This window comes from Caballeronia choica (assembly GCF_001544535.1).
GTDB lineage: Bacteria > Pseudomonadota > Gammaproteobacteria > Burkholderiales > Burkholderiaceae > Caballeronia > Caballeronia choica.
The window spans coordinates 16484-38369 of the sequence record NZ_FCON02000015.1 but is presented as its reverse complement, the minus strand read 5'-3'; the positions used below and the strand labels follow the sequence as shown (position 1 = coordinate 38369).

Here is a 21886-nt window from a genome sequence, read left to right as displayed (position 1 = left end):
TTTGGTTTTGCGCCGTGTGCGCTTACGTGGTCGGTGTGCCGACCTTCTCCATGCTCTTCAGGAATTTGTCCGGCGACTCATAGCCGACCACTCGCGCGATTTCATTGCCTTGAGCATCAAAAAAAATGATGCCGGGTGGCCCGAACAGTCCGAAGCGCTTGAGCAGAGCCTGATCGTCGTGATTGTTGGCGGTGACGTCGGCGCGCAGCAGGTTGAGTTGCGCGAGACGCGTCCGCACGCGCGGGTCGCTGAACGTCAGATGCTCCATTTCCTTGCAGGAGACGCACCAGTCGGCATAGAAATCCAGCATCGCCGGCCGCGCGGCGGCTTTGACCGCGAGATCGAGTTCCGCGGACGAGCGCACCGGCGCGAACGTCGGATTCTGGGCCTGTTGCGCACTCGAAATTCCGCCTCCGCCTCCTCGTGCTGCGAACACCGCGAGCGGGCGCACCGGGTCGGTCGAACCGGCGGCAAGGCCCACGAGCAGCGTTGCCGCCCAAATCGCGAGCGCGGCGCCGAAACCGCGGCCGAGCCGCCGCCAGATCGACATCGTCGGGGTGCCCGCTGCGAACAGGCCGAGCGCCGCGGCCGCGATCAGCAGCCACAGGGCGCCCAGCAACATTTGCGCGACGCCACCGAGAACGGGCCACACAATCCACAATGCCGCGCCCAGTAGCACGACGCCGAAGAAGACCTTTACGCCGTCCATCCACGCACCCGCGCGCGGCAGCAGTGCGCCGGCGCCAAGTCCGATAATCAGGAGCGGCACGCCCAGCCCAACACCCATCGAAAACAGTGCAGCGCCACCGAGCACCGCGCTGCCCGTGTGCGCGATGAAGGCGAGCACGGCGAAAAGGGGCGCCGTCATGCAAGCGCCGACGACCAGCGCCGACAGCGCGCCCATCGTCACGACCGCTGCGAATTTGCCGCCCGAGCGTTTCTGCGACGCAGCGTTCACGCCGCTTTGCCAGCGTTCGGGCAGGGCGATGTCGAATCCCGCAATCAGCGTGAGGGCGAAAGCGGTCAGCAGTATCGCGAACGCGCCGAGCACCCACGGATTCTGGAGCCACCCGCCCAGGCTTTGGCCGACCAGCGCCGCCGCCACGCCAAGCGCCGTGTAGACGAGCGCCATGCCGAATACATAAGCGATTGACAGCGCAAACCCGCGCGCTCGCGTGACGCGGGTGCCCTCGCCGATGATGATCGCCGACAGGATTGGAATCATCGGGTACGAGCAAGGCAGGAGGCTCAACACGACGCCCGCCGCAAAATACAGTCCGACGATGGCGAAAAATCCACCGCCTTCGAGTAGCGACTGTGCGTAATCGGCGTTCGTCGCCCGTTCGTACCACGGCACATCGGACATCGTCGTGTCGCTGCGGGCCGGCGGAGCGTTTGCATCGGCCGCGTGCAGCGCAGCCCCGCTCACGTGATACACACGTTCCATCGGCGGATAGCAGATGCCCTGATCGGCGCATCCCTGCGAGGTGACGGCGAGGTCGAACGGTCCGCTCGCCTGCTTCACCGGAATCCGGATGACGACGTTACCGCGATACGTCTCGACGTCCTTGTTGAACGTCTGGTCGAAATGGACCTTGCCGGCCGGCAATTGCGCGGGGCCGAGCGTTGCATCGCCGCCCTTGGCCGCGAAGGCGAATCGCTCGCGATACATGTAATACCCGTCCGCGACGTTATACCGCACCTCGATCTCGCCGGGGCGTTCTGTCGCGCTGAATTTGAATGCGACGGCTGGGTCAAGGAAGTCGTCGGCCGCACGGGCGGCGCTCGACGTGCCAAACAGCACGAATAAACACGAGAGTAGATACGCGACCGCCAACAGCGCGGGACGCGCGACAAAGTCAGAAAACTTAAGCATGAAGAGGACGTGATGTTTCCGCGACGACCCACTGCCCGTAACCCGGCGAGGCGTCCGCCTGCCACGAGAGAATTTCGGGTGTTTCGTAGGGGTGATTCGATTCAATGAAACGCTGAAGCTCCGCGCTGCGGGCGATGCTGGTTTTGAAGAGCATCTGAATTTCTTCCGCTGCTTCAAGTTTTCCTTGCCAGTGATAGCGGGAACGGACCGCGCCAAGCTCTGTGACGCACGCGGCGAGTCGCCCCTCCAGCGCTTGCTGCGCGAGGTCGTTGGCTGCGATGGCATCGGGCAGCGTCGTGAGGATAAGCACGACAGGGATATTCACTACGGTCTCCATCGCGCGTCGCGGTGCTAAAAAGGGATACGGGCGTATCGTAGCACCGGCCGCGGAATGCGATGTCAGTGGGCCGCCGAACTGGAATCAGCTGTCCCTCAAAAACAAAAAGGCCAAGCAGAGCTTGGCCTTTTCAGTCAAACGAACTTGGAAGCTTACTCAGCTTCTTGTACGTCTTCAGCTTCAGCGACTTCCGGGCGGTCCATCAACTGGACGAGCGCCATAGGCGCGTTATCGCCGACGCGGAAACCGAACTTCAGGATGCTCAGATAGCCACCCGGACGGCTTGCGTAGCGCGGGCCGAGCACGTCGAACAGCTTCGCGACGGAATCGCGATCGCGCAGGCGGTTGAACGCCAGACGACGGTTTGCCAGCGACGGCTTCTTGCCCAGCGTGATCAGCGGCTCGACGACCTTACGGAGTTCTTTCGCCTTCGGCAGCGTCGTCTTGATGACTTCGTGCTCGATCAACGAGTTCGACATATTACGGAGCATAGCCAGACGGTGGCTGCTCGTGCGGTTCAGTTTCCGCAGACCATGTTTATGGCGCATTTTCAGTTCCTAAATGGCTTTGAGTTTTGATCCAGCTCTTCTATTACGCTCCGAGGAACGCACGGGCCGGTCGGGAAAAGGCAAGACGCGGATTTTAAAGGAAAATCCGCGTCTTGACCACTTACGCGTACAACCTAAAACTTACTTATCGAGACCAGCCGGCGGCCAGTTTTCAAGCTTCATGCCAAGCGTCAGACCGCGTGAAGCCAGGACTTCCTTGATTTCGTTCAACGACTTGCGGCCGAGATTCGGCGTTTTCAGCAGTTCGTTTTCCGTGCGCTGGATCAGGTCGCCAATGTAGTAGATGTTTTCGGCCTTCAGGCAGTTCGCCGAGCGAACTGTGAGTTCCAGATCATCCACCGGACGCAGCAGGATCGGATCGATCTGCGGCGCGCGCGACGGTGCTTCCGCTGCCGCTTCGGTGCCTTCCAGTGCCGCGAAGACAGACAACTGATCGACCAGGATACGCGCCGACTGGCGAATCGCTTCCTCGGGCGAAATCACGCCGTTGGTTTCGATGTTCATCACGAGCTTGTCGAGGTCGGTACGCTGTTCGACACGCGCGCTTTCGACGGCATAACTTACACGGCGAACCGGCGAGAACGACGCGTCCAGCACGATACGACCGATGATCTTGGCCGATTCCTCGCCGTAGCGACGCACATTGCCCGGCACATAGCCGCGGCCTTTTTCGATCTTGATCTGAACGTCGAGCTTGCCACCCTTCGACAGGTGGGCAATCACGTGATCCGGGTTGATGACCTCGCAATCGTGCGCGAGTTCGATATCGCCGGCCGTGACGAGGCCTTCGCCTTCCTTGCGCAGCGTGACAGTCACTTCGTCACGGTTGTGCAGCTTGAAAACGACACCCTTCAGGTTCAACAGCAGGTTGACCACATCCTCTTGCACACCGTCGAGCGTCGAGTATTCATGTACGACGCCTGCGATCGTCACTTCGGTCGGCGCATAGCCCACCATCGACGACAGCAGCACGCGCCGAAGCGCGTTACCCAAGGTGTGGCCGTAACCGCGTTCGAACGGCTCCATGACCACTTTCGCGTGGCTTTCGCCAAGCGATTCAACTGCAATAATCTTGGGCTTCAACAAACTGGTTTGCATAGGTTTTCCTTTTCAATACCCTCGGCTCGTTACACCGATAAGGCTGACCGGTAACAACCTGAAAATAAACAGCCGAGGCAACCCCTTGCCACCGGCAATCAGGGTCCCCCGGCCGCCAATCCGATTACCGCGAATACAATTCGACGATCAGGCTTTCGTTGATGTCACCAGCGATGTCGCTGCGTTCCGGCATGGCCTTGAACGTGCCTTCGAATTTCTTGGCATCGACTGCAACCCAGCTCGGCATTCCGCCTTGTTCAGCCAGCGAAAGCGCTTCGACGATACGAGCCTGCTTGCGCGCCTGTTCACGTACGGCAACCACGTCGCCCGACTTCACCTGCAGCGACGGGATGTTTGCGACCTGGCCGTTGACCGTGATCGACTTGTGGCTCACGAGCTGACGCGCTTCTGCGCGCGTCGAACCGAAACCCATGCGATACACGACGTTGTCGAGACGCGATTCGAGCAATTGCAACAGGTTTTCACCCGTCGGACCCTTGCGACGATCGGCTTCGGCGAAGTAACGGCGGAATTGGCGCTCGAGCACGCCGTAGATGCGCTTCACTTTTTGTTTTTCGCGCAACTGCGTGCCGTAGTCGGACGTACGAGCGCCCGACGTGCGGCCGTGCTGACCAGGCTTGCTATCGAGCTTGCACTTGTCGGCGAGCGAACGACGCGCGCTCTTCAGGAAGAGGTCAGTGCCTTCACGGCGGGACAGCTTGGCTTTAGGACCGGTATAGCGTGCCACTTTGCATCCTTAAAAATTGATCACGCGAACTTTCATCCGCGCTAGTCCGAACCCTTTGGGTCGAACGGTGGGCTTAGTTAATTCATAACGCAAGCAACCCGCCGGCGCGCTAGCGCCAGCAGGACGTTTGCGGCAGCGACGTCTTAGATGCGACGGCGCTTCGGCGGACGGCAGCCGTTGTGCGGGACCGGCGTCACGTCAGAGATTGCAGTGATCTTGATGCCAAGACCATGCAGCGCGCGCACCGCCGATTCGCGACCAGGACCAGGGCCCTTAATCCGCACTTCGAGGTTCTTCACGCCGTATTCCATCGCCACGCGGCCAGCCGATTCGGCTGCGACCTGAGCTGCAAACGGCGTCGACTTGCGCGAGCCTTTGAAGCCTTGGCCACCCGATGTTGCCCAAGCAAGTGCATTGCCTTGGCGATCGGTGATCGTGATGATGGTGTTGTTGAACGACGCGTGAACGTGAACCACGCCCTCGGCGACGTTCTTCTTGACCTTCTTGCGAACGCGTTGCGCCGCGGAGTTGTTCGAAGCCTTAGCCATTACGTTTTCCTGTAACTGTCAGTTCCGCTTACTTCTTCAGCGATTGCGCTGCACGACGCGGACCCTTGCGCGTACGGGCATTCGTGCGCGTACGCTGGCCGCGCATGGGCAAGCCCTTGCGATGGCGCACGCCACGATAGCAGCCCAGATCCATCAGGCGCTTGATATTCATCGTCACTTCGCGACGCAGGTCGCCTTCTACGATGAACTTACCCACTTCGTCACGCAGCTTTTCGAGGTCTGCGTCAGTGAGGTCCTTGACCTTCTTCGAAAATTCCACACCAGAAGCAACGCAGATGTCGCGAGCACGCGTGCGGCCGATACCAAAGATAGCCGTCAGGCCGATTTCGGTATGCTGGTGATTCGGGATGTTAACCCCTGCGATACGAGCCATTGTTTTTCCTCAAACAAGAAGCGCAAGCAAAAGCGCGGCGTTCAGCCTTGACGCTGTTTGTGGCGCGGATCAGAGCTGCAAATCACGCGCACAACGCCCTTGCGCTTGATGATCTTGCAATTGCGGCAAATGCGCTTAACCGATGCCATCACTTTCATGATATTACCCTTTTTTCAAATCACTTCGCCCGGAACACGATCCGCGCACGAGACAGATCGTAAGGCGTCAACTCAACCGTAACCTTGTCGCCCGGAAGAATACGGATGTAGTGCATCCGCATCTTCCCTGAAATATGCCCCAGCACCACATGGCCATTTTCCAACTTCACCCGGAAAGTAGCGTTGGGGAGGTTTTCAATCACCTCGCCCTGCATCTGGATTACATCGTCTTTGGCCATAGTCCTTAATTAGCGCATCGGGACGTTGCCGCCCTTGAAGTTGGCCTTCTTAAGCAGCGACTCATACTGTTGCGACATAACGTACGACTGCACCTGCGCCATGAAGTCCATCGTGACGACGACAATGATCAGCAGCGACGTTCCACCAAAATAAAACGGCACGTTCCAGCGCAATACCAAAAACTCAGGCAGCAAGCACACAAACACGATGTAGATCGCACCGGCCAGCGTCAGACGCGTGAGGATGCGGTCGATATACCGTGCGGTCTGGTCGCCCGGGCGGATCCCAGGAACGAACGCACCGCTCTTCTTCAAGTTGTCGGCCGTTTCCCTGCTGTTGAACACCAAAGCGGTGTAAAAGAAGCAAAAGAAAACGATCGCCAACGCATACAGCAACACGTACACAGGTTGACCAGGCTTCAGGGCCTCGGCCACGTTGTGCAGCGTGTTCGCGAACCAACCGGTCCGCGTTCCCGAACTGAACCAGTTCAGGATGGTTGCCGGGAAGAGAATGATCGACGATGCGAAAATCGGCGGAATCACACCCGACATGTTCAGCTTCAACGGCAAATGTGAAGATTGGCCGCCGTAAATCTTGTTACCGACCTGGCGCTTTGCGTAATTGACGAGGATCTTGCGCTGACCGCGTTCGATGAACACGACCAAATACGTAACCGCCGCAATCAACACCACGATGATGATCGCCGAGATGATGCTCATCGAGCCGGTGCGAACCAGTTCAAAAAGACCACCGATCGCATTCGGGAAGCCCGCCGCGATGCCGCCGAAGATGATGATCGAGATGCCGTTGCCCAGACCGCGTTCCGTGATTTGCTCACCCAGCCACATCAGGAACATCGTGCCGGTCACCAACGTGACGACCGTTGTCAACCGGAAGACCATGCCGGGATCGAGCACCAGGGCCGGCTGATTCTCCAGCGCGACGGCGATACCGAAAGCCTGGAACGTCGCGAGAACCACCGTAAAGATCCGCGTGTACTGCGTAATCTTCCGTTGCCCCGCCTGCCCTTCCTTCTTCAACGCCTCCATTTGCGGCGACACGATCGACAACAACTGCATGATGATCGACGCCGAAATGTAGGGCATGATGCCCAGCGCAAAAATCGTGAACCGCGATAGTGCGCCACCCGAGAACATGTTGAACATGCCAAGGATGCCGCCCGACTGGCTCTGGAACAGCTTCGCCAGTTGGTCCGGGTCAATACCCGGCACCGGAATATGCGCACCGATTCGGTAGACAATCAACGCCAGCAGCAGGAACACTGCCCGCCGACGCAGATCGCCAAACTTCGCCGCGCTTCGACCGGGTTTTGCGAGACTCGGGCTGTTAGCCAAGAACCTTCTCCGATGCTATTGCTAGTAACGGCTATAAAGCCAGTTACTCGGCGAACGAGCCGCCAGCGGCTTCGATTGCAGCACGGGCGCCCTTCGTAGCACCAAGGCCCTTCACCGTGATCTTGCGCGTCAACTCACCCGTCTTGATGATCTTTGCGCTCGTGATGAGCACACCGACCAGACCGGCCTGCTTCAACGCCAGCAAATCGATTTCGTCGACCGGCAGCTTTTCCAGATCCGACAGACGCACTTCGCCGATGAATTCCTTCGTCAGCGACGTAAAGCCACGCTTCGGGAGACGGCGTTGCAGAGGCATTTGACCGCCTTCGAAGCCGACCTTGTGGAATCCGCCCGAACGCGACTTCTGCCCCTTGTGACCGCGACCTGCTGTCTTACCGAGGCCGGAGCCGATACCGCGACCGACGCGACGCTTTGCATGCTTCGCGCCTTCTGCCGGCTTCAGGTTATTCAAATCCATATTCAACTCCTTGAATCCCTAGTCAGCCGCTCAGTTGATGACCTTAACAAGGTACGAAACCTTGTTGATCATCCCACGAACAGCCGGCGTATCCTGCAGTTCGCTGACCGAGTTGAGTCGGCGCAGGCCCAGGCCACGCACCGTTGCACGATGCGATTCGCGGGTCCCAATCAGGCTCTTGACGAGCTGAACCTTGACAGTTTTATCAGACATGGTGACCTCGAGGCTTAGCCCAAAATATCTTCGACGGACTTGCCGCGCTTCGCCGCGATGTCACCCGGGGTCGATTGCTTGCGCAGACCGTCGAGTGTTGCACGAACGAGGTTGTACGGGTTCGTCGAGCCGTGGCTCTTTGCCACCACGTTTTGCACGCCCATTACGTCGAACACTGCACGCATCGGACCGCCAGCGATTACACCCGTACCGTCCTTCGCCGGAGCGAGGAGGACCGCGGATGCTCCGTGCTTACCGTGCACTTCGTGTTGCAACGTACCGTTCTTCAGCGGCACCTTGAACATGTTGCGGCGGGCCTGCTCCATTGCCTTTTGAACAGCAACCGGAACTTCCTTCGCTTTGCCCTTGCCCATGCCAATGCGGCCGTCACCGTCGCCAACCACGGTCAGTGCGGCGAAACCGAGAATCCGGCCGCCCTTCACCACCTTGGTTACGCGGTTGACCGCGATCATTTTCTCGCGGAGGCCGTCGTCGCGTTCTTCAGCCTTCACATTCGCTTGCATCTTTGCCATGACGAATTCTTCCCTTAGAACTTGAGTCCGGCTTCGCGCGCCGCATCAGCCAGCGCTTTCACGCGGCCGTGGTAACGGAAACCCGAACGATCAAAGGCGACGGATTCGACGCCGGCAGCCTTGGCCTTTTCAGCAATACGCTTGCCGACAACGGTCGCGGCATTTACGTTGCCGCCCTTGCCCGACTTGTCGGCCAGTTCGGCACGAACTTCAGCTTCGAGCGTCGACGCGCTTGCCAGCACCTTGGTGCCGCACGGCGAGAACACTTGCGCATAGATATGCGTGTTCGTGCGATGCACGGCGAGACGCGCGACCTGCAGTTCAGCGATCTTGACACGCGTCTGACGAGCGCGGCGCAGGCGAGATTGAGTCTTATCCATGATTGCGCACCCTTACTTCTTCTTCGTTTCTTTGAGGATCACAGTCTCGTTGGCATAGCGCACGCCCTTGCCCTTGTAGGGCTCCGGCGGACGGTAACCGCGCACTTCCGCAGCTACTTGGCCAACTTGCTGCTTGTTGATCCCCTTGATCACGATTTCGGTTTGCGTCGGAGTTTCAGCCTTGACGCCTTCTGGCATCTGGTGCACCACGGGGTGCGAGAAACCCAGCGACAGGTTCAGCTTGTCGCCTTGCGCCTGTGCGCGATAACCGACGCCAACCAGCGTCAGCTTGCGCTCGAAACCCTTCGTCACGCCGTTCACCATGTTCGCAACCAGTGCGCGCATCGTGCCCGACATCGCATTCGCTTCACGGCTTTCGTCAGCCGGCGCAAAGTTGAGCGTGCCGTTTTCGTTTTCCACCTTCACCAGCGGATTGGCCGCCTGGGAAATCGTGCCCAGCGGACCCTTCACGGTGATGACATCGCCGCTCAGGGCCACTTCGGCGCCTTGCGGCAGCGCGATCGGGCTCTTACCTACTCGAGACATGTTTCTTCTCCTTTTCGGTTAAGCGACGTAGCAGATGACTTCGCCGCCGACGCCCGTCTGGCGCGCCTTGCGATCGGTCATCACACCCTTCGGCGTCGATACGATTGCAACGCCCAGGCCGTTCATCACGACCGGAATGTCATTGCGACCACGATACACACGCAGACCAGGCTTCGAGACGCGCTCGAGGCGCTCGATAACCGGGCGGCCAGCGTAGTACTTCAACGCGATATTCAATTCCGACTTCGCACCTTCGGACTTCACTGCGAAATCGTCGATATAACCTTCGTCCTTCAAAACCTGCGCAATCGCAACCTTGACTTTCGACGAGGGCATAGTCACCGAAACCTTCTCGACCATCTGCGCGTTGCGGATGCGAGTCAGCATATCGGCGATAGGATCACTCATGCTCATTTACGTTTCTCCTATTACCAGCTCGCCTTGGTCAGGCCAGGGATTTCGCCGCGGAACGCGATTTCACGAATCTTGCTACGCGCCAGTCCGAATTTGCGGAACGTGCCACGCGGACGACCCGTGATCGCGCAGCGGTTACGCTTGCGAGTGGGGTTCGAGTTACGCGGCAGTTGTTGCAACGCCAGACGAGCCAAATAACGCTCTTCGTCGGACTTGCTCGCGTCGTCAATGACGGCCTTCAGTTCAGCGCGCTTGGGAGCGTACTTGGCTGCGAGGCGTGCACGCTTCTTTTCACGTTCGATCAGTGCCAGTTTAGCCACGGTAACCTCAGTTTCTGAACGGGAACTTGAAGCTGGCGAGCAGTGCCTTTGCTTCGTCGTCAGTCTTCGCAGTCGTCGTGATGCTGATGTTCAGCCCACGAAGCGCGTCGATCTTGTCGTAGTCGATTTCGGGGAAAATGATCTGCTCTTTCACACCGATGTTGTAGTTGCCGCGACCGTCGAACGCACGACCCGAGACGCCACGGAAGTCACGCACACGCGGGAGCGCAACCGTCACGAAGCGATCGAGGAATTCGTACATGGCCTGGCCGCGCAGCGTAACCATCGCGCCAATCGGATAACCCTGACGAATCTTGAAGCCAGCGATTGCCTTGCGTGCCTTCGTGATGACCGGCTTTTGGCCAGCAATCTTCGTCAGGTCGCCAACGGCGTTTTCGATGATCTTCTTGTCGGCGACCGCTTCGCCAAGACCCATGTTCAGGGTAATCTTGGTGATGCGCGGCACTTCCATGATGGACTTGTAACCGAACTTCTCGACGAGGCCGGGTACAACCTTCTCTTTATAAAATTCTTGCAGACGAGCCATTTTTTAACTCCGCGTCAGGCGTTGAGCGTGGCGCCCGTCGACTTCAAGAAGCGAACCTTCTTGTCGCCTTCGACCTTGATGCCCACTCGCGACGCCTTGCCATTCGCGTCGACCAAAGCGACGTTCGAAATATGCAGCGGCATCGTTTTGGCTTCCACACCGCCCGTCGTACCCTTCATCGGGTTCGGCTTCACGTGCTTCTTGACGAGATTAATGCCCTCGACGGTCACACGATCTTCCCCAACGGCCAGCACGATACCGCGCTTGCCTTTATCCTTGCCGGTGATGACGATGACTTCGTCACCCTTGCGAATCTTGTTCATCGCGACTCCTTACAGCACTTCCGGCGCGAGCGAAACGATTTTCATGAATCGTTCGCTACGCAGTTCACGCGTGACCGGCCCGAAAATACGCGTGCCGATGGGTTCGAGCTTCGCATTCAAAAGAACGGCGGCATTACCGTCGAACTTGATCAGCGAGCCGTCCTGGCGGCGCACGCCCTTGGCCGTGCGAACGACCACAGCGTTGTAGATTTCGCCCTTCTTCACGCGTCCGCGCGGCGTTGCCTCTTTGACGGTCACCTTGATGATGTCGCCAATGCTAGCGTAACGACGCTTCGAGCCGCCGAGCACCTTGATGCACATGACTTCACGCGCACCCGTGTTGTCGGCCACTTCAAGCCGAGTTTCGGTCTGGATCATGGTTTATCTTTCCCAACTTAATCCGACTGCGCCACCATGGCACACCCGGTCAGTCTTGGTCCCGTCAGCCAATCGGCTGCTTGGGTTAGAACAGGCAGCGAGGGCAGACGAAACCCGCCATCGCAATCCGGTGAATCTGTCGATACAGGCATGGCGCCTGAACCGGCTTCCCCCACCAACTTCGCCCGCGACGGGGCTCCCACAAAGAGGGAAGACCGAGATTATAACTCATAATCCCGGTCTTGCAAGCGAAAGTTACTGCGATACTACTTTTACCGCATTCGACGCTTAGATCACGCGAGCCGCTTCGAGCAACTTCGATACAACCCAGGCTTTCGTCTTCGAAATCGGACGCGTTTCCTGGATCTCGACGAGATCGCCTTCGTTGTACGTGTTCGCGTCGTCATGCGCGTGATACTTCTTCGAGCGCACGACGTACTTGCCGTAGATCGGGTGCTTCACACGGTGCTCGACCAGCACGGTGACCGTCTTGTCCATCTTGTTGCTGACGACCTTGCCGACCAGCGTCCGCTTGAGCGAGGTTTTTACGCTATCGTTCATTTCTGGTTCGCCTTCTCAGTCAGGACGGTCCGCACACGTGCAATGTCGCGACGAACCTTCTTCAGCTGGCTCGTGTTCGTGAGCTGCTGCGTCGCGAGTTGCATGCGGAGGCCGAATTGCGCCTTCAGCAGGTCCGTCAGCTCTTTGTTGAGCGCGGCCTGGTCTTTCTGGTGAAGTTCAGAAGCCTTCATCATTCACTCCTTAGGCGCCGAGCTGGCGCGAAACGAAGTACGTCTTGAGCGGCAGCTTCGCTGCAGCCAGACGGAACGCTTCACGTGCCAGTTCTTCGGTAACACCGTCCATTTCGTACAGCATCTTGCCCGGTTGAATCTCTGCGACGTAGTACTCGGGGTTACCTTTACCGTTACCCATCCGTACTTCAGCCGGCTTTTGCGAGATCGGCTTGTCCGGGAAAATGCGGATCCAGATACGGCCGCCACGTTTGATGTGACGCGTCATTGCACGACGTGCCGCTTCGATTTGGCGCGCGGTCAAACGGCCGCGACCGATGGCCTTCAGACCGTACTCACCGAACGATACCGCGTTGCCGCGCGTCGCCTTGCCGGTATTACGACCCTTTTGCTCTTTGCGATACTTTCTGCGTTTCGGTTGCAGCATCGTTATTCTCCAGTCTTCCCGTCACTGCCGGCACCGCCAGCACGACGGGGAGCGCCACGGCGCGCACCTGCCGGGCCACCACCTTCACCATCGCGACGCGGACGGCGATCGCCACCCGGGCGTGCGTTGCGGCGCGGACGCTTGTCTTCGGCTACTTCTTCGACCACCGGTGCATCGTTGCGGCCCAGCGTGTCGCCCTTGTAGACCCACACCTTGACGCCGATGATGCCGTAAGTGGTTTTCGCTTCTGACGTTGCGTAGTCGATGTCGGCGCGCAGCGTATGGAGGGGCACGCGACCTTCGCGATACCACTCGGTACGAGCGATCTCAATGCCGTTCAGACGACCGGCGCTCATGATCTTGATGCCTTGAGCACCCAGACGCATCGCATTCTGCATCGCACGCTTCATCGCGCGGCGGAACATTATCCGACGCTCGAGCTGTTGCGTGATCGAATCGGCGATCAGTTGCGCGTCGGTTTCCGGCTTGCGGATTTCCTCGATGTTGACGTGAACCGGAACGCCCATGCGCTTCTGCAGTTCCGACTTCAACAGTTCGATGTCTTCGCCCTTCTTGCCGATGACAACGCCAGGACGCGAGCTGTAAATCGTGATGCGCGCGTTCTTCGCCGGACGCTCGATGACTACCCGACCTACCGAAGCGTTCTTCAGCTTCTTCTTCAGGTATTCACGAACCCCGATGTCTTCCTGCAGCATCGACGCGAAATTGTTGTTGTTCGCGTACCAACGCGACGCCCAATTCCGGCTGACGGCCAAGCGGAAGCCTGTCGGATGAATTTTTTGTCCCATCGTATGGCTCCTTAATTCCCGACCGTCACAGTGATGTGACAGGATTGCTTCTCGATGCGATTGCCGCGGCCTTTAGCGCGCGCGGTAAAACGCTTCAGCGAAGCTGCCTTGTCGATGTAGATGCTCGTGATCTTGAGCTCATCGATATCGGCGCCTTCGTTGTGCTCCGCATTCGCGATCGCAGACAGCACGACCTTCTTGACGATACCCGCCGCCTTCTTCGGCGAGAACGTCAGAACGTTCAGCGCCTTGTCGACCGGCAAACCACGGATCTGGTCAGCCACAAGGCGCGTTTTCTGCGCCGAGATGCGGGCACCGCGATGAATAGCTTTTACTTCCATCTTGATAGCCCCTTATTTCTTGGCCTTCTTGTCGGCTGCATGACCCTTGAACGTACGGGTCAATGCGAACTCGCCAAGTTTGTGGCCGACCATGTTTTCCGACACATACACCGGAACGTGTTGACGGCCGTTGTGCACGGCAATCGTCAGACCGATGAAATCCGGGAGAATCGTCGAGCGACGCGACCAGGTTTTGATCGGCTTCTTATCGCGCGAAGCTGCAGCCGCCTCAACTTTCTTCAGCAAATGGGCGTCGCAGAACGGACCTTTTTTAACAGAACGTGCCATTGCCTACTCCTTAGCGCTTGTGACGGCGCTGGACGATCATCGTCGTCGTGCGCTTGTTGCTGCGGGTGCGATAACCCTTGGCCGGCGTGCCCCACGGGCTGACCGGATCGCGACCTGCGGCCGTCTTACCTTCACCACCACCGTGCGGGTGATCGACCGGGTTCATTGCAACGCCGCGCACCGTCGGACGGATACCGCGCCAACGATTCGCGCCGGCCTTGCCGATTTGACGGAGGCTATGCTCTTCGTTGCCTACTTCACCGATCGTCGCGCGGCACTCGACGTGCACGCGGCGGATTTCGCCCGAGCGCAAGCGAACCTGCGCGTAGGTGCCTTCGCGAGCCAGCAACATCGCCGACGTGCCAGCCGAACGCGCCATCTGCGCGCCCTTGCCCGGCAGCATTTCGATGCAGTGAATCGTCGTACCAACCGGGATGTTGCGGATGGGCAGCGTGTTACCTGCGCGGATCGGAGCTTCCGAACCCGACAGCAGTTGCTGGCCCACCGTCACGCCCTTCGGAGCGATGATGTACTTGCGTTCCCCGTCTGCGTACAGAACCAGCGCGATGTTCGCGCTACGGTTCGGGTCGTACTCGAGACGCTCGACCTTCGCCGGAATACCGTCCTTGTTACGACGGAAATCGACCAGACGGTAATGCTGCTTGTGACCGCCACCCTTATGACGGGTCGTGATACGGCCGCTGTTGTTACGGCCGGCGGTGACGGACTGCGAGTCGAGCAACGCAGCGTGCGGCTTGCCCTTGTACAGATCCTTGTTCACCACCTTGACCATCGCGCGGCGACCCGGCGAAGTCGGCTTAACTTTTACGATTGCCATGATTACTTGGCCTCCGCTTCAAAGTTGATTTCCTGGCCGGGCTTCAGACAGACATACGCCTTCTTCACGTCCTTGCGCTTGCCCATGAAGCGGCCGAAGCGCTTGGCTTTGCCCTTCGTGACCAGCACGTTGACGGAATTGACTTCTACCTTGAACAGCAGCTCGACAGCGGCCTTCACTTCCTGCTTCGTGGCATCGGGCGCGACTTCGAACACGACTTGCTCGTTCTTGTCGGCCACCAGCGTCGCCTTTTCGGAGACCACCGGCGCGAGCAGGACCTGCATCAAACGATGATCGTTCTTGCGAATCTCGCTCATGACAGCAACTCCTCGATCTGGGCGACCGCAGCCTTCGTGATCAGGATCTTCTTGAAGTAGATCAACGAGAGCGGGTCGGCGTAACGCGGCTCGACAACTGCCACATGGGCGAGATTGCGCGACGCGAGGTACAGGTTTTCGTCGACCGTATCGGTAATCACCAATACGGACTCGAGACCCATCGCCTTGAATTTTTCGGCCAGCAGCTTGGTCTTGGGCGCTTCGAGCGTCAACTCGTCCACGACCGAGATACGGCCTTCACGGGCCAGCTGCGAGAAGATCGAGCAGAGACCTGCGCGATGCATCTTCTTGTTGACCTTATGCGAAAAGTTTTCTTCCGGCGAATTCGGGAAGATACGGCCACCGCCGCGCCACAACGGGCTCGACGACATACCGGCACGAGCGCGGCCCGTACCCTTTTGACGCCACGGCTTCTTGGTCGTGTGCTTGACTTGCTCACGGTCCTTCTGCGCGCGGTTACCGCTGCGTGCGTTGGCTTGATAAGCCACGACGACCTGATGGATCAGGGCTTCGTTGTAATCGCGACCGAACACGACGTCCGATGCGTTCACGCCTGCGCCTTCCTGACCATTGGCGTTCAGGAGCTTAAGTTCCATTATTTCGCTCCTTTCACAGCGCGCGTCTTGACAGCCGGCGTCACGAAAACCTTGCCGCCCTTGGCACCCGGAACGGCGCCGCGAACCAGCAACAGATTGCGGTCGGCGTCGATACGAGCGATCACCAGGTTCTGAACCGTCACGGTTTCATCGCCCATGTGACCCGTCATGCGCTTACCCGGGAAAACACGACCCGGATCCTGCGCCATACCGATCGAACCCGGAACGTTGTGCGAACGGGAGTTACCGTGCGATGCGCGGCCTGATGCGAAGTTGTAGCGCTTGATGGTACCGGCGTAGCCCTTACCGATCGACACGCCCTGCACGTCGACTTTCTGGCCAACTTCGAAAAGATCCGTACCGATCACAGCGCCGCTCGACAACTCGGCAGCTTTGGCGGCATCGATTTGAAATTCTTTGAGGACTTCACCGGCTTGAACGCCGGCTTTGGCGAGGTGACCTGCCAGCGGCTTCGTCACGCGCGAAGCGCGGCGAGTACCGAATGCAACCTGAACGGCGGTATAACCATCCGTTTCAACGGTCTTGATCTGCGTCACGCGGTTGTCCGACACGTCCAGTACGGTGACGGGAATCGAATCCCCTTCAGGCGTAAAGATACGGGTCATGCCAACCTTGCGACCTACGAGTCCAAGGCTCATCGTTTTCTCCATTCCCAACTGCGATTGGTCGGGGCTGATTTACAAAATGCCGGCTCTCCTCGCGAAGATTTGAACCAGCTTTTTTGCGCAAATGCGCGAAAAGCCTTGAAGTATAACAAGGCTTTTCGTTTTCTGCAAGCAATCAAAGACTTAGCGCCGCCGAGCATGCTTGGCGGCGTGCACTGCCTTACTGCAGCTTGATTTCGACGTCGACGCCAGCCGGCAGGTCAAGCTTCATCAGCGCATCCACGGTTTTGTCCGTCGGATCGACGATGTCCATCAGGCGCTGGTGCGTCCGGATTTCAAGCTGATCGCGCGAGGTCTTGTTGACGTGCGGCGAACGCAGAATGTCAAAACGTTGAATGCGGGTCGGCAGCGGCACCGGACCACGAACGATTGCGCCAGTCCGCTTCGCGGTATCGACGATTTCGGCTGCCGATTGATCGATCAGACGATAGTCGAACGCCTTCAGGCGAATGCGGATTTTCTGGTTCTGCATGACAATTCCTTGGAAAAGAGCGAGGCGATATTGCATCACCGATTTGGTAAAAGAGCGTGAAACCGGGCATCCGCTGAGGAAGGACGCCCAGTCCCGAGGCACGTTACTTCGTTACAGCAACCAACAACTATAGGTCAGATCAAGATTTTACTCGAGAATCTTGGCCACGACACCTGCGCCGACGGTACGGCCACCTTCACGGATGGCGAAGCGCAGACCTTCTTCCATCGCGATCGGGTTGATCAGCTTCACCGTGATCGACACGTTGTCGCCCGGCATCACCATTTCCTTGTCCTTCGGCAACTCGATCGAACCGGTCACGTCCGTCGTACGGAAATAGAACTGCGGGCGATAGTTGTTGAAGAACGGCGTGTGACGACCGCCTTCGTCCTTCGACAGAACGTACACCTCGGCCGTGAAGTGCGTGTGCGGGTTGATCGAGCCCGGCTTGGCCAGCACCTGGCCACGCTCCACGTCTTCACGCTTCGTGCCGCGCAGCAGGATACCGACGTTGTCGCCCGCTTGACCCTGGTCGAGCAACTTGCGGAACATCTCCACGCCCGTGCAGGTCGTCTTCACCGTCGGGTTGATGCCGACGATGTCTATTTCCTCGCCAACCTTCACCACGCCGCGCTCGATACGGCCCGTCACCACCGTGCCGCGACCCGAGATCGAGAACACGTCTTCCACCGGCATCAGGAATGCGCCATCCACAGCACGCTCCGGCGTCGGGATGTACGTGTCCAGTGCGTCGGCCAGGTTCATGATCGCCACTTCACCCAGCTCGCCCTTGTCGCCTTCCAGCGCCAGCTTGGCCGAACCCTTGATGATCGGCGTGTCGTCGCCCGGGAAGTCGTACTTCGACAGAAGCTCGCGCACTTCCATTTCGACCAGCTCGAGCAGTTCGGCGTCGTCGACCATGTCGCACTTGTTCAGGAACACAATGATGTACGGCACGCCAACCTGGCGAGCCAGCAGGATGTGCTCGCGCGTTTGCGGCATCGGGCCGTCGGCTGCCGAGCACACCAGGATCGCGCCGTCCATCTGCGCGGCACCCGTGATCATGTTCTTCACATAGTCGGCGTGGCCCGGGCAATCGACGTGCGCGTAGTGACGATTCGCCGTTTCGTACTCGACGTGCGCCGTGTTGATCGTGATACCCCGTGCCTTTTCTTCCGGCGCCGCGTCGATCTGGTCGTACGCCTTGGCTTCGCCGCCAAACTTTTGCGTCAGCACCGTCGTGATCGCTGCCGTCAGCGTCGTCTTGCCGTGGTCAACGTGACCAATCGTTCCAACGTTCACGTGCGGCTTGGTCCGCTCGAATTTACCTTTTGCCATGATTGCCTTCTTTCAAAAATGTTGATCGGTTAAGGATTTTCGGCTTGCCGAATTACTTGGATTTCGCGTTGATGATCGCGTCAGCAACGTTACGCGGAGCTTCGGAGTAGTGCTTGAATTCCATCGTGTACGTGGCGCGACCTTGTGTCGCAGAACGCAGCGACGTCGAGTAGCCGAACATTTCCGACAGCGGCACTTCAGCGCGAACGATCTTGCCGCCACCGATCATGTCTTCCATGCCCTGGACAATACCGCGACGGCTCGACAAGTCGCCCATGACGTTGCCCATGTAGTCTTCCGGCGTTTCGACTTCGACGGCCATCATCGGTTCGAGGATGACCGGGCTCGCCTTGCGCATTGCTTCCTTGAACGCCATCGATCCAGCCATGCGGAACGCGTTTTCGTTCGAGTCGACATCGTGGTACGAACCAAAAGTCAGGTGAACCTTCACGTCAACGACCGGGAAGCCGGCCAGCACGCCAGCCTTCAGCGTTTCCTGGATACCCTTGTCGACTGCCGGAATGTATTCACGCGGAATCACGCCGCCCTTGATTTCGTCCAGGAACTCGTAGCCCTTGCCCTGCTCGTTCGGCTCGAGCGTGATGACCGCGTGACCGTACTGCCCGCGACCACCCGACTGCTTGACGAACTTGCCGTCGACGTCTTCCGCCGTGCCACGAATCGTTTCGCGATACGCAACCTGCGGCTTGCCAACCGTGGCTTCCACGCCGAATTCGCGCTTCATCCGGTCGACCAGAATTTCCAGGTGAAGCTCGCCCATGCCCGAAATGATGGTCTGGCCCGATTCTTCGTCCGTTTGAACGCGGAACGACGGATCCTCCTGAGCGAGACGGTTCAGCGCCAGACCCATTTTTTCCTGGTCGGGCTTTGTCTTCGGCTCAACTGCCTGCGAAATCACCGGCTCCGGGAAGATCATGCGCTCGAGCACGATCGGATGTGCCGGATCGCACAGCGTATCGCCCGTGGTCGCGTCTTTCAGGCCAACGGCAGCGGCGATGTCGCCCGCGTGCACTTCCTTGATTTCTTCGCGCTGGTTTGCGTGCATCAGCAGAATACGACCAAGACGTTCCTTCTTGTCCTTGGTCGCGTTCAGCAGCGTGTCGCCGGACTTGGTCGTACCCGAGTACACGCGGAAGAAAATCAACTGGCCGACGAACGGGTCCGTCATGATCTTGAACGCGAGCGACGAAAACTTCTCGTCGTCAGCGGCGCGACGTTCAGCCTTTTCACCGTTTTCGAGTTCACCCGTGACCGGCGGAATGTCGATCGGCGACGGCAGGAAGTCGAGCACGGCGTCCAGCATCCGTTGCACGCCCTTGTTCTTGAACGCGGTGCCGCACAGCATCGGCTGGATTTCGCAAGCGATCGTACGGTCGCGCAGGCCCTTGATGATTTCCGCTTCGGTCAGTTCACCCGACTCGAGGTACTTGTTCATCAGTTCTTCGGTCGACTCAGCCGCCGCTTCGATCATCTTTTCACGCCAATCGTTGCACGTGTCGACGAGTTCAGCCGGGATCTCTTCATACGAGAACTTTGTGCCCTGGGACGCTTCGTCCCAAATGATCGCCTTCATCTTGATCAGGTCGACCACGCCCGTGAACGTGTCTTCTGCGCCGATCGGCACCACGACCGGAACGGGATTGGCCTTCAGACGCAGCTTGAGTTGGTCGTAAACCTTGAAGAAGTTCGCGCCGGTACGGTCCATCTTGTTGATGAACGCGAGGCGGGGAACCTTGTACTTGTTGGCCTGGCGCCAGACGGTTTCTGACTGCGGCTGCACGCCGCCCACAGCGCAGTACACCATGCACGCGCCGTCGAGCACGCGCATCGAGCGCTCGACTTCGATCGTGAAGTCGACGTGGCCCGGGGTGTCGATGATGTTGATGCGGTGCTCCGCGCGGTCGCCCGCCATGCCTTTCCAGAACGCCGTCGTAGCCGCCGACGTGATGGTGATGCCGCGCTCCTGCTCCTGCTCCATCCAGTCCATCGTTGCTGCGCCGTCGTGAACTTCACCGATCTTGTGGTTCACGCCTGTATAAAACAGGATGCGCTCGGTCGTCGTCGTTTTGCCGGCGTCGATGTGAGCGCTGATACCGATGTTACGGTAGCGCTCGATAGGTGTCTTGCGAGCCACTTTGAATCCTTTATTGGGTCGACGCGTCGGCTCGTGGCCAGCCGCGTCCTAACACAAACGGGCGAGGCGCTTTGAAAGCGCACCCGCCCGGATTTTTCCGTTCGACCTAGGTCGGGAGACTTAGAAACGGAAATGCGAGAACGCCTTGTTGGCTTCTGCCATCCGGTGAACTTCGTCGCGCTTCTTCATCGCGCCGCCACGGCCTTCGGCCGCTTCCGAAAGTTCACCTGCAAGACGCAGGGCCATCGACTTCTCGCTGCGCTTCTTCGCGGCTTCACGCAGCCAACGCATCGCCAATGCCATACGACGCGACGGACGCACTTCGACCGGAACCTGATAGTTCGCACCACCAACGCGACGGCTCTTCACTTCGACGACCGGTTTCACGTTGTTGAGCGCAACCGTGAACACTTCCAGCGGGTCCTTGCCACCCTTGGTCTGGATCTGTTCAAAAGCGCCGTACACGATACGCTCGGCAACCGATTTCTTGCCGGAGAGCATCAGCACGTTCATGAACTTGGCTACATCTACGTTGCCGAATTTCGGATCCGGCAACACTTCCCGCTTGGGGACTTCGCGACGACGCGGCATGTTTCTTCCTTTGACTTTTCAGTTGGAGCTCTTTCAAGCCCCGCGGCCACCAACAAACCCGATCCATCTCACTTGATTAACCAGCTTGGCCGGGTGACCACTTACTCGACAGCACCGGCAATTCCGGCACCACCGCTTTGAACGCCCTTTTACGGGCAGCCTGAAAACACTTGAACCGGCAAGAATTTACTTGCCAGCCTTGGCACGCTTCGCACCGTACTTCGAACGAGCCTGCTTACGATCCTTGACGCCCTGGGTATCCAGCGAGCCGCGAACCATGTGGTAACGCACACCCGGCAAGTCCTTCACACGACCGCCGCGAATCAGCACGACCGAGTGTTCCTGCAGGTTGTGGCCTTCGCCACCGATGTACGAAATGACTTCGAAGCCGTTCGTCAGACGAACCTTGGCAACTTTACGAAGCGCCGAGTTCGGCTTCTTCGGCGTCGTCGTGTACACGCGAGTGCACACGCCGCGACGCTGCGGGCAGTCCTGCAAAGCCGGCGACTTGCTCTTCACTGTTTCGGAAGCGCGGCCTTTGCGAACCAATTGATTGATGGTTGGCATTGTCTATTCCTGAAATTGATCAAAATCGACGCGCCCTTTTCGGGCAAAGCGAAAAACGACGCGCATCGAACTTCTTGTCCCTGACATGGCTCGCAACTTACGCCGGAGTACTTTCGGAGTACTTTCGGAGTGCGCACGAGAAAGCCAAGAACGAGAACCTAGCATAATAGTCTGGAAATCCCAATCAGGTCAATAGGTTGCGGCTTTTCTCGCCCGAGACGGATTCCAAAAGC

Annotated in this window: 35 protein-coding genes; all 35 read right to left on the bottom strand. The window is 58.7% G+C overall.

Annotation, left to right across the window (positions count from 1 at the left end; all coding sequences use genetic code 11):
- Window positions 1-22: 22 nt before the first annotated feature.
- The 35 genes from dsbD to rpsL all read right to left on the bottom strand — a co-directional run bounded on the left by dsbD (window position 23) and on the right by rpsL (window position 21653).
- The gene (dsbD, locus tag AWB68_RS09460; protein WP_087644084.1) at window positions 23-1876 is read right to left on the bottom strand and encodes a protein-disulfide reductase DsbD; all 1854 of its coding nucleotides are present in this window, start codon (window positions 1874-1876) and stop codon (window positions 23-25) included.
- Window positions 1869-2201: a divalent-cation tolerance protein CutA gene (gene cutA / locus AWB68_RS09455; protein ID WP_087644083.1), complete on the bottom strand. Its 333-nt coding sequence runs from the start codon at window positions 2199-2201 to the stop codon at window positions 1869-1871. Before cutA ends, dsbD begins: the two co-directional genes overlap by 8 nt.
- A 164-nt stretch (window positions 2202-2365) precedes the next feature.
- Entirely contained in the window at window positions 2366-2761 is a 396-nt protein-coding gene (gene rplQ / locus AWB68_RS09450; protein WP_087644082.1) for a 50S ribosomal protein L17, read from the bottom strand.
- A 141-nt stretch (window positions 2762-2902) separates the two neighbouring features.
- Window positions 2903-3880 (bottom strand): DNA-directed RNA polymerase subunit alpha, encoded by a 978-nt coding sequence (locus tag AWB68_RS09445; protein ID WP_087644081.1) that lies wholly within the window; start codon window positions 3878-3880, stop codon window positions 2903-2905.
- Between the two features lie 124 nt (window positions 3881-4004).
- On the bottom strand, window positions 4005-4628 hold the full coding sequence (rpsD, locus tag AWB68_RS09440; RefSeq protein ID WP_087644080.1) for a 30S ribosomal protein S4: 624 nt from the start codon (window positions 4626-4628) through the stop codon (window positions 4005-4007).
- 143 nt (window positions 4629-4771) lie between these two features.
- Complete coding sequence (rpsK, locus tag AWB68_RS09435) at window positions 4772-5176, bottom strand: 30S ribosomal protein S11 (protein WP_006052224.1); 405 nt, start codon at window positions 5174-5176, stop codon at window positions 4772-4774.
- A gap of 28 nt (window positions 5177-5204) precedes the next feature.
- Window positions 5205-5570, bottom strand: a complete 366-nt coding sequence (gene rpsM, locus AWB68_RS09430) for a 30S ribosomal protein S13 (RefSeq protein ID WP_087644079.1) — start codon at window positions 5568-5570, stop codon at window positions 5205-5207.
- Window positions 5571-5611: 41 nt separating this feature from the next.
- Window positions 5612-5728, bottom strand: coding sequence for a 50S ribosomal protein L36 (gene rpmJ, locus AWB68_RS09425; RefSeq protein ID WP_004199844.1), 117 nt, complete (start codon window positions 5726-5728; stop codon window positions 5612-5614).
- A 20-nt stretch (window positions 5729-5748) separates the two neighbouring features.
- Complete coding sequence (gene infA / locus AWB68_RS09420; RefSeq protein WP_004521905.1) at window positions 5749-5967, bottom strand: translation initiation factor IF-1; 219 nt, start codon at window positions 5965-5967, stop codon at window positions 5749-5751.
- A gap of 9 nt (window positions 5968-5976) precedes the next feature.
- Window positions 5977-7323 (bottom strand): preprotein translocase subunit SecY, encoded by a 1347-nt coding sequence (gene secY, locus AWB68_RS09415; protein WP_087644078.1) that lies wholly within the window; start codon window positions 7321-7323, stop codon window positions 5977-5979.
- Window positions 7324-7366: 43 nt separating this feature from the next.
- The gene (gene rplO / locus AWB68_RS09410) at window positions 7367-7801 is read right to left on the bottom strand and encodes a 50S ribosomal protein L15 (protein WP_087644077.1); all 435 of its coding nucleotides are present in this window, start codon (window positions 7799-7801) and stop codon (window positions 7367-7369) included.
- 30 nt (window positions 7802-7831) lie between these two features.
- Window positions 7832-8014, bottom strand: a complete 183-nt coding sequence (gene rpmD / locus AWB68_RS09405) for a 50S ribosomal protein L30 (protein WP_035933051.1) — start codon at window positions 8012-8014, stop codon at window positions 7832-7834.
- A 14-nt stretch (window positions 8015-8028) separates the two neighbouring features.
- The gene (gene rpsE, locus AWB68_RS09400; protein ID WP_031361566.1) at window positions 8029-8547 is read right to left on the bottom strand and encodes a 30S ribosomal protein S5; all 519 of its coding nucleotides are present in this window, start codon (window positions 8545-8547) and stop codon (window positions 8029-8031) included.
- Between the two features lie 14 nt (window positions 8548-8561).
- Entirely contained in the window at window positions 8562-8927 is a 366-nt protein-coding gene (gene rplR, locus AWB68_RS09395; RefSeq protein WP_087644076.1) for a 50S ribosomal protein L18, read from the bottom strand.
- A 12-nt stretch (window positions 8928-8939) separates the two neighbouring features.
- Complete coding sequence (gene rplF, locus AWB68_RS09390) at window positions 8940-9473, bottom strand: 50S ribosomal protein L6 (RefSeq protein WP_087644075.1); 534 nt, start codon at window positions 9471-9473, stop codon at window positions 8940-8942.
- Window positions 9474-9491: 18 nt separating this feature from the next.
- Window positions 9492-9887: a 30S ribosomal protein S8 gene (gene rpsH, locus AWB68_RS09385; RefSeq protein WP_035933062.1), complete on the bottom strand. Its 396-nt coding sequence runs from the start codon at window positions 9885-9887 to the stop codon at window positions 9492-9494.
- A gap of 14 nt (window positions 9888-9901) precedes the next feature.
- Entirely contained in the window at window positions 9902-10207 is a 306-nt protein-coding gene (gene rpsN / locus AWB68_RS09380; protein WP_014192473.1) for a 30S ribosomal protein S14, read from the bottom strand.
- 7 nt (window positions 10208-10214) lie between these two features.
- A complete protein-coding gene (gene rplE / locus AWB68_RS09375; protein ID WP_035933066.1) occupies window positions 10215-10754 on the bottom strand; it encodes a 50S ribosomal protein L5 in 540 nt (179 codons plus the stop codon).
- A gap of 14 nt (window positions 10755-10768) precedes the next feature.
- Window positions 10769-11077 carry a 50S ribosomal protein L24 gene (gene rplX / locus AWB68_RS09370; protein WP_087644074.1) on the bottom strand — a complete coding sequence of 103 codons (309 nt, stop codon included), beginning with the start codon at window positions 11075-11077 and terminating at the stop codon, window positions 10769-10771.
- Window positions 11078-11086: 9 nt separating this feature from the next.
- The gene (gene rplN / locus AWB68_RS09365) at window positions 11087-11455 is read right to left on the bottom strand and encodes a 50S ribosomal protein L14 (RefSeq protein ID WP_006052212.1); all 369 of its coding nucleotides are present in this window, start codon (window positions 11453-11455) and stop codon (window positions 11087-11089) included.
- A gap of 288 nt (window positions 11456-11743) precedes the next feature.
- Window positions 11744-12016: a 30S ribosomal protein S17 gene (rpsQ, locus tag AWB68_RS09360; protein WP_035933074.1), complete on the bottom strand. Its 273-nt coding sequence runs from the start codon at window positions 12014-12016 to the stop codon at window positions 11744-11746.
- A complete protein-coding gene (gene rpmC, locus AWB68_RS09355; protein ID WP_035933103.1) occupies window positions 12013-12207 on the bottom strand; it encodes a 50S ribosomal protein L29 in 195 nt (64 codons plus the stop codon). The genes rpsQ and rpmC overlap by 4 nt, the downstream gene beginning before the upstream one ends.
- 10 nt (window positions 12208-12217) lie before the next feature.
- Window positions 12218-12634, bottom strand: a complete 417-nt coding sequence (gene rplP, locus AWB68_RS09350; protein WP_031361576.1) for a 50S ribosomal protein L16 — start codon at window positions 12632-12634, stop codon at window positions 12218-12220.
- 2 nt (window positions 12635-12636) lie between these two features.
- Entirely contained in the window at window positions 12637-13443 is an 807-nt protein-coding gene (gene rpsC / locus AWB68_RS09345; protein ID WP_087644073.1) for a 30S ribosomal protein S3, read from the bottom strand.
- Between the two features lie 11 nt (window positions 13444-13454).
- The gene (rplV, locus tag AWB68_RS09340; protein WP_011490054.1) at window positions 13455-13784 is read right to left on the bottom strand and encodes a 50S ribosomal protein L22; all 330 of its coding nucleotides are present in this window, start codon (window positions 13782-13784) and stop codon (window positions 13455-13457) included.
- A gap of 12 nt (window positions 13785-13796) precedes the next feature.
- Window positions 13797-14072 (bottom strand): 30S ribosomal protein S19, encoded by a 276-nt coding sequence (rpsS, locus tag AWB68_RS09335; protein WP_035554748.1) that lies wholly within the window; start codon window positions 14070-14072, stop codon window positions 13797-13799.
- A gap of 10 nt (window positions 14073-14082) precedes the next feature.
- Complete coding sequence (gene rplB, locus AWB68_RS09330) at window positions 14083-14910, bottom strand: 50S ribosomal protein L2 (RefSeq protein ID WP_087644072.1); 828 nt, start codon at window positions 14908-14910, stop codon at window positions 14083-14085.
- Window positions 14911-14912: 2 nt separating this feature from the next.
- Entirely contained in the window at window positions 14913-15227 is a 315-nt protein-coding gene (gene rplW / locus AWB68_RS09325) for a 50S ribosomal protein L23 (protein ID WP_060858186.1), read from the bottom strand.
- Window positions 15224-15844 carry a 50S ribosomal protein L4 gene (gene rplD, locus AWB68_RS09320; RefSeq protein WP_087644071.1) on the bottom strand — a complete coding sequence of 207 codons (621 nt, stop codon included), beginning with the start codon at window positions 15842-15844 and terminating at the stop codon, window positions 15224-15226. Before rplD ends, rplW begins: the two co-directional genes overlap by 4 nt.
- Window positions 15844-16503 (bottom strand): 50S ribosomal protein L3, encoded by a 660-nt coding sequence (gene rplC / locus AWB68_RS09315; protein ID WP_087644070.1) that lies wholly within the window; start codon window positions 16501-16503, stop codon window positions 15844-15846. The genes rplD and rplC overlap by 1 nt, the downstream gene beginning before the upstream one ends.
- A 187-nt stretch (window positions 16504-16690) precedes the next feature.
- Complete coding sequence (gene rpsJ / locus AWB68_RS09310) at window positions 16691-17002, bottom strand: 30S ribosomal protein S10 (protein WP_006998489.1); 312 nt, start codon at window positions 17000-17002, stop codon at window positions 16691-16693.
- Window positions 17003-17149: 147 nt separating this feature from the next.
- Complete coding sequence (tuf, locus tag AWB68_RS09305; RefSeq protein WP_087644069.1) at window positions 17150-18340, bottom strand: elongation factor Tu; 1191 nt, start codon at window positions 18338-18340, stop codon at window positions 17150-17152.
- Between the two features lie 52 nt (window positions 18341-18392).
- Window positions 18393-20495, bottom strand: coding sequence for an elongation factor G (gene fusA / locus AWB68_RS09300; protein WP_087644068.1), 2103 nt, complete (start codon window positions 20493-20495; stop codon window positions 18393-18395).
- A gap of 120 nt (window positions 20496-20615) precedes the next feature.
- A complete protein-coding gene (rpsG, locus tag AWB68_RS09295) occupies window positions 20616-21086 on the bottom strand; it encodes a 30S ribosomal protein S7 (RefSeq protein WP_006053291.1) in 471 nt (156 codons plus the stop codon).
- Window positions 21087-21272: 186 nt separating this feature from the next.
- Window positions 21273-21653 carry a 30S ribosomal protein S12 gene (gene rpsL, locus AWB68_RS09290; RefSeq protein ID WP_035935550.1) on the bottom strand — a complete coding sequence of 127 codons (381 nt, stop codon included), beginning with the start codon at window positions 21651-21653 and terminating at the stop codon, window positions 21273-21275.
- Window positions 21654-21886: the final 233 nt, after the last annotated feature.

Excerpts from the sequence above, each read along its gene's own strand:
- rpsL (WP_035935550.1), bottom strand. The coding sequence starts at position 21,653 with ATGCCAACCATCAATCAATTGGTTCGCAAAGGCCGCGCTTCCGAAACA.
- rplD (WP_087644071.1), bottom strand. The coding sequence starts at position 15,844 with ATGGAACTTAAGCTCCTGAACGCCAATGGTCAGGAAGGCGCAGGCGTG.
- rplB (WP_087644072.1), bottom strand. The coding sequence starts at position 14,910 with ATGGCAATCGTAAAAGTTAAGCCGACTTCGCCGGGTCGCCGCGCGATG.
- rplQ (WP_087644082.1), bottom strand. The coding sequence starts at position 2,761 with ATGCGCCATAAACATGGTCTGCGGAAACTGAACCGCACGAGCAGCCAC.
- tuf (WP_087644069.1), bottom strand. The coding sequence starts at position 18,340 with ATGGCAAAAGGTAAATTCGAGCGGACCAAGCCGCACGTGAACGTTGGA.
- rpmD (WP_035933051.1), bottom strand. The coding sequence starts at position 8,014 with ATGTCTGATAAAACTGTCAAGGTTCAGCTCGTCAAGAGCCTGATTGGG.
- rpsH (WP_035933062.1), bottom strand. The coding sequence starts at position 9,887 with ATGAGCATGAGTGATCCTATCGCCGATATGCTGACTCGCATCCGCAAC.
- rplE (WP_035933066.1), bottom strand. The coding sequence starts at position 10,754 with ATGGCTCGTCTGCAAGAATTTTATAAAGAGAAGGTTGTACCCGGCCTC.
- rpsJ (WP_006998489.1), bottom strand. The coding sequence starts at position 17,002 with ATGCAGAACCAGAAAATCCGCATTCGCCTGAAGGCGTTCGACTATCGT.
- rpmJ (WP_004199844.1), bottom strand. The coding sequence starts at position 5,728 with ATGAAAGTGATGGCATCGGTTAAGCGCATTTGCCGCAATTGCAAGATC.
- rplP (WP_031361576.1), bottom strand. The coding sequence starts at position 12,634 with ATGCTGCAACCGAAACGCAGAAAGTATCGCAAAGAGCAAAAGGGTCGT.
- rpsS (WP_035554748.1), bottom strand. The coding sequence starts at position 14,072 with ATGGCACGTTCTGTTAAAAAAGGTCCGTTCTGCGACGCCCATTTGCTG.
- rplV (WP_011490054.1), bottom strand. The coding sequence starts at position 13,784 with ATGGAAGTAAAAGCTATTCATCGCGGTGCCCGCATCTCGGCGCAGAAA.
- rplF (WP_087644075.1), bottom strand. The coding sequence starts at position 9,473 with ATGTCTCGAGTAGGTAAGAGCCCGATCGCGCTGCCGCAAGGCGCCGAA.
- rplR (WP_087644076.1), bottom strand. The coding sequence starts at position 8,927 with ATGGATAAGACTCAATCTCGCCTGCGCCGCGCTCGTCAGACGCGTGTC.
- rplC (WP_087644070.1), bottom strand. The coding sequence starts at position 16,503 with ATGAGCCTTGGACTCGTAGGTCGCAAGGTTGGCATGACCCGTATCTTT.
- rpsK (WP_006052224.1), bottom strand. The coding sequence starts at position 5,176 with ATGGCTAAGGCTTCGAACAACTCCGCGGCGCAACGCGTTCGCAAGAAG.
- rpsC (WP_087644073.1), bottom strand. The coding sequence starts at position 13,443 with ATGGGACAAAAAATTCATCCGACAGGCTTCCGCTTGGCCGTCAGCCGG.
- rpmC (WP_035933103.1), bottom strand. The coding sequence starts at position 12,207 with ATGAAGGCTTCTGAACTTCACCAGAAAGACCAGGCCGCGCTCAACAAA.
- dsbD (WP_087644084.1), bottom strand. The coding sequence starts at position 1,876 with ATGCTTAAGTTTTCTGACTTTGTCGCGCGTCCCGCGCTGTTGGCGGTC.
- rpsG (WP_006053291.1), bottom strand. The coding sequence starts at position 21,086 with ATGCCGCGTCGTCGCGAAGTCCCCAAGCGGGAAGTGTTGCCGGATCCG.
- rpsQ (WP_035933074.1), bottom strand. The coding sequence starts at position 12,016 with ATGAACGATAGCGTAAAAACCTCGCTCAAGCGGACGCTGGTCGGCAAG.
- rplN (WP_006052212.1), bottom strand. The coding sequence starts at position 11,455 with ATGATCCAGACCGAAACTCGGCTTGAAGTGGCCGACAACACGGGTGCG.
- infA (WP_004521905.1), bottom strand. The coding sequence starts at position 5,967 with ATGGCCAAAGACGATGTAATCCAGATGCAGGGCGAGGTGATTGAAAAC.
- rpsE (WP_031361566.1), bottom strand. The coding sequence starts at position 8,547 with ATGGCAAAGATGCAAGCGAATGTGAAGGCTGAAGAACGCGACGACGGC.
- rplO (WP_087644077.1), bottom strand. The coding sequence starts at position 7,801 with ATGGATTTGAATAACCTGAAGCCGGCAGAAGGCGCGAAGCATGCAAAG.
- AWB68_RS09445 (WP_087644081.1), bottom strand. The coding sequence starts at position 3,880 with ATGCAAACCAGTTTGTTGAAGCCCAAGATTATTGCAGTTGAATCGCTT.
- rplX (WP_087644074.1), bottom strand. The coding sequence starts at position 11,077 with ATGAACAAGATTCGCAAGGGTGACGAAGTCATCGTCATCACCGGCAAG.
- rplW (WP_060858186.1), bottom strand. The coding sequence starts at position 15,227 with ATGAGCGAGATTCGCAAGAACGATCATCGTTTGATGCAGGTCCTGCTC.
- rpsM (WP_087644079.1), bottom strand. The coding sequence starts at position 5,570 with ATGGCTCGTATCGCAGGGGTTAACATCCCGAATCACCAGCATACCGAA.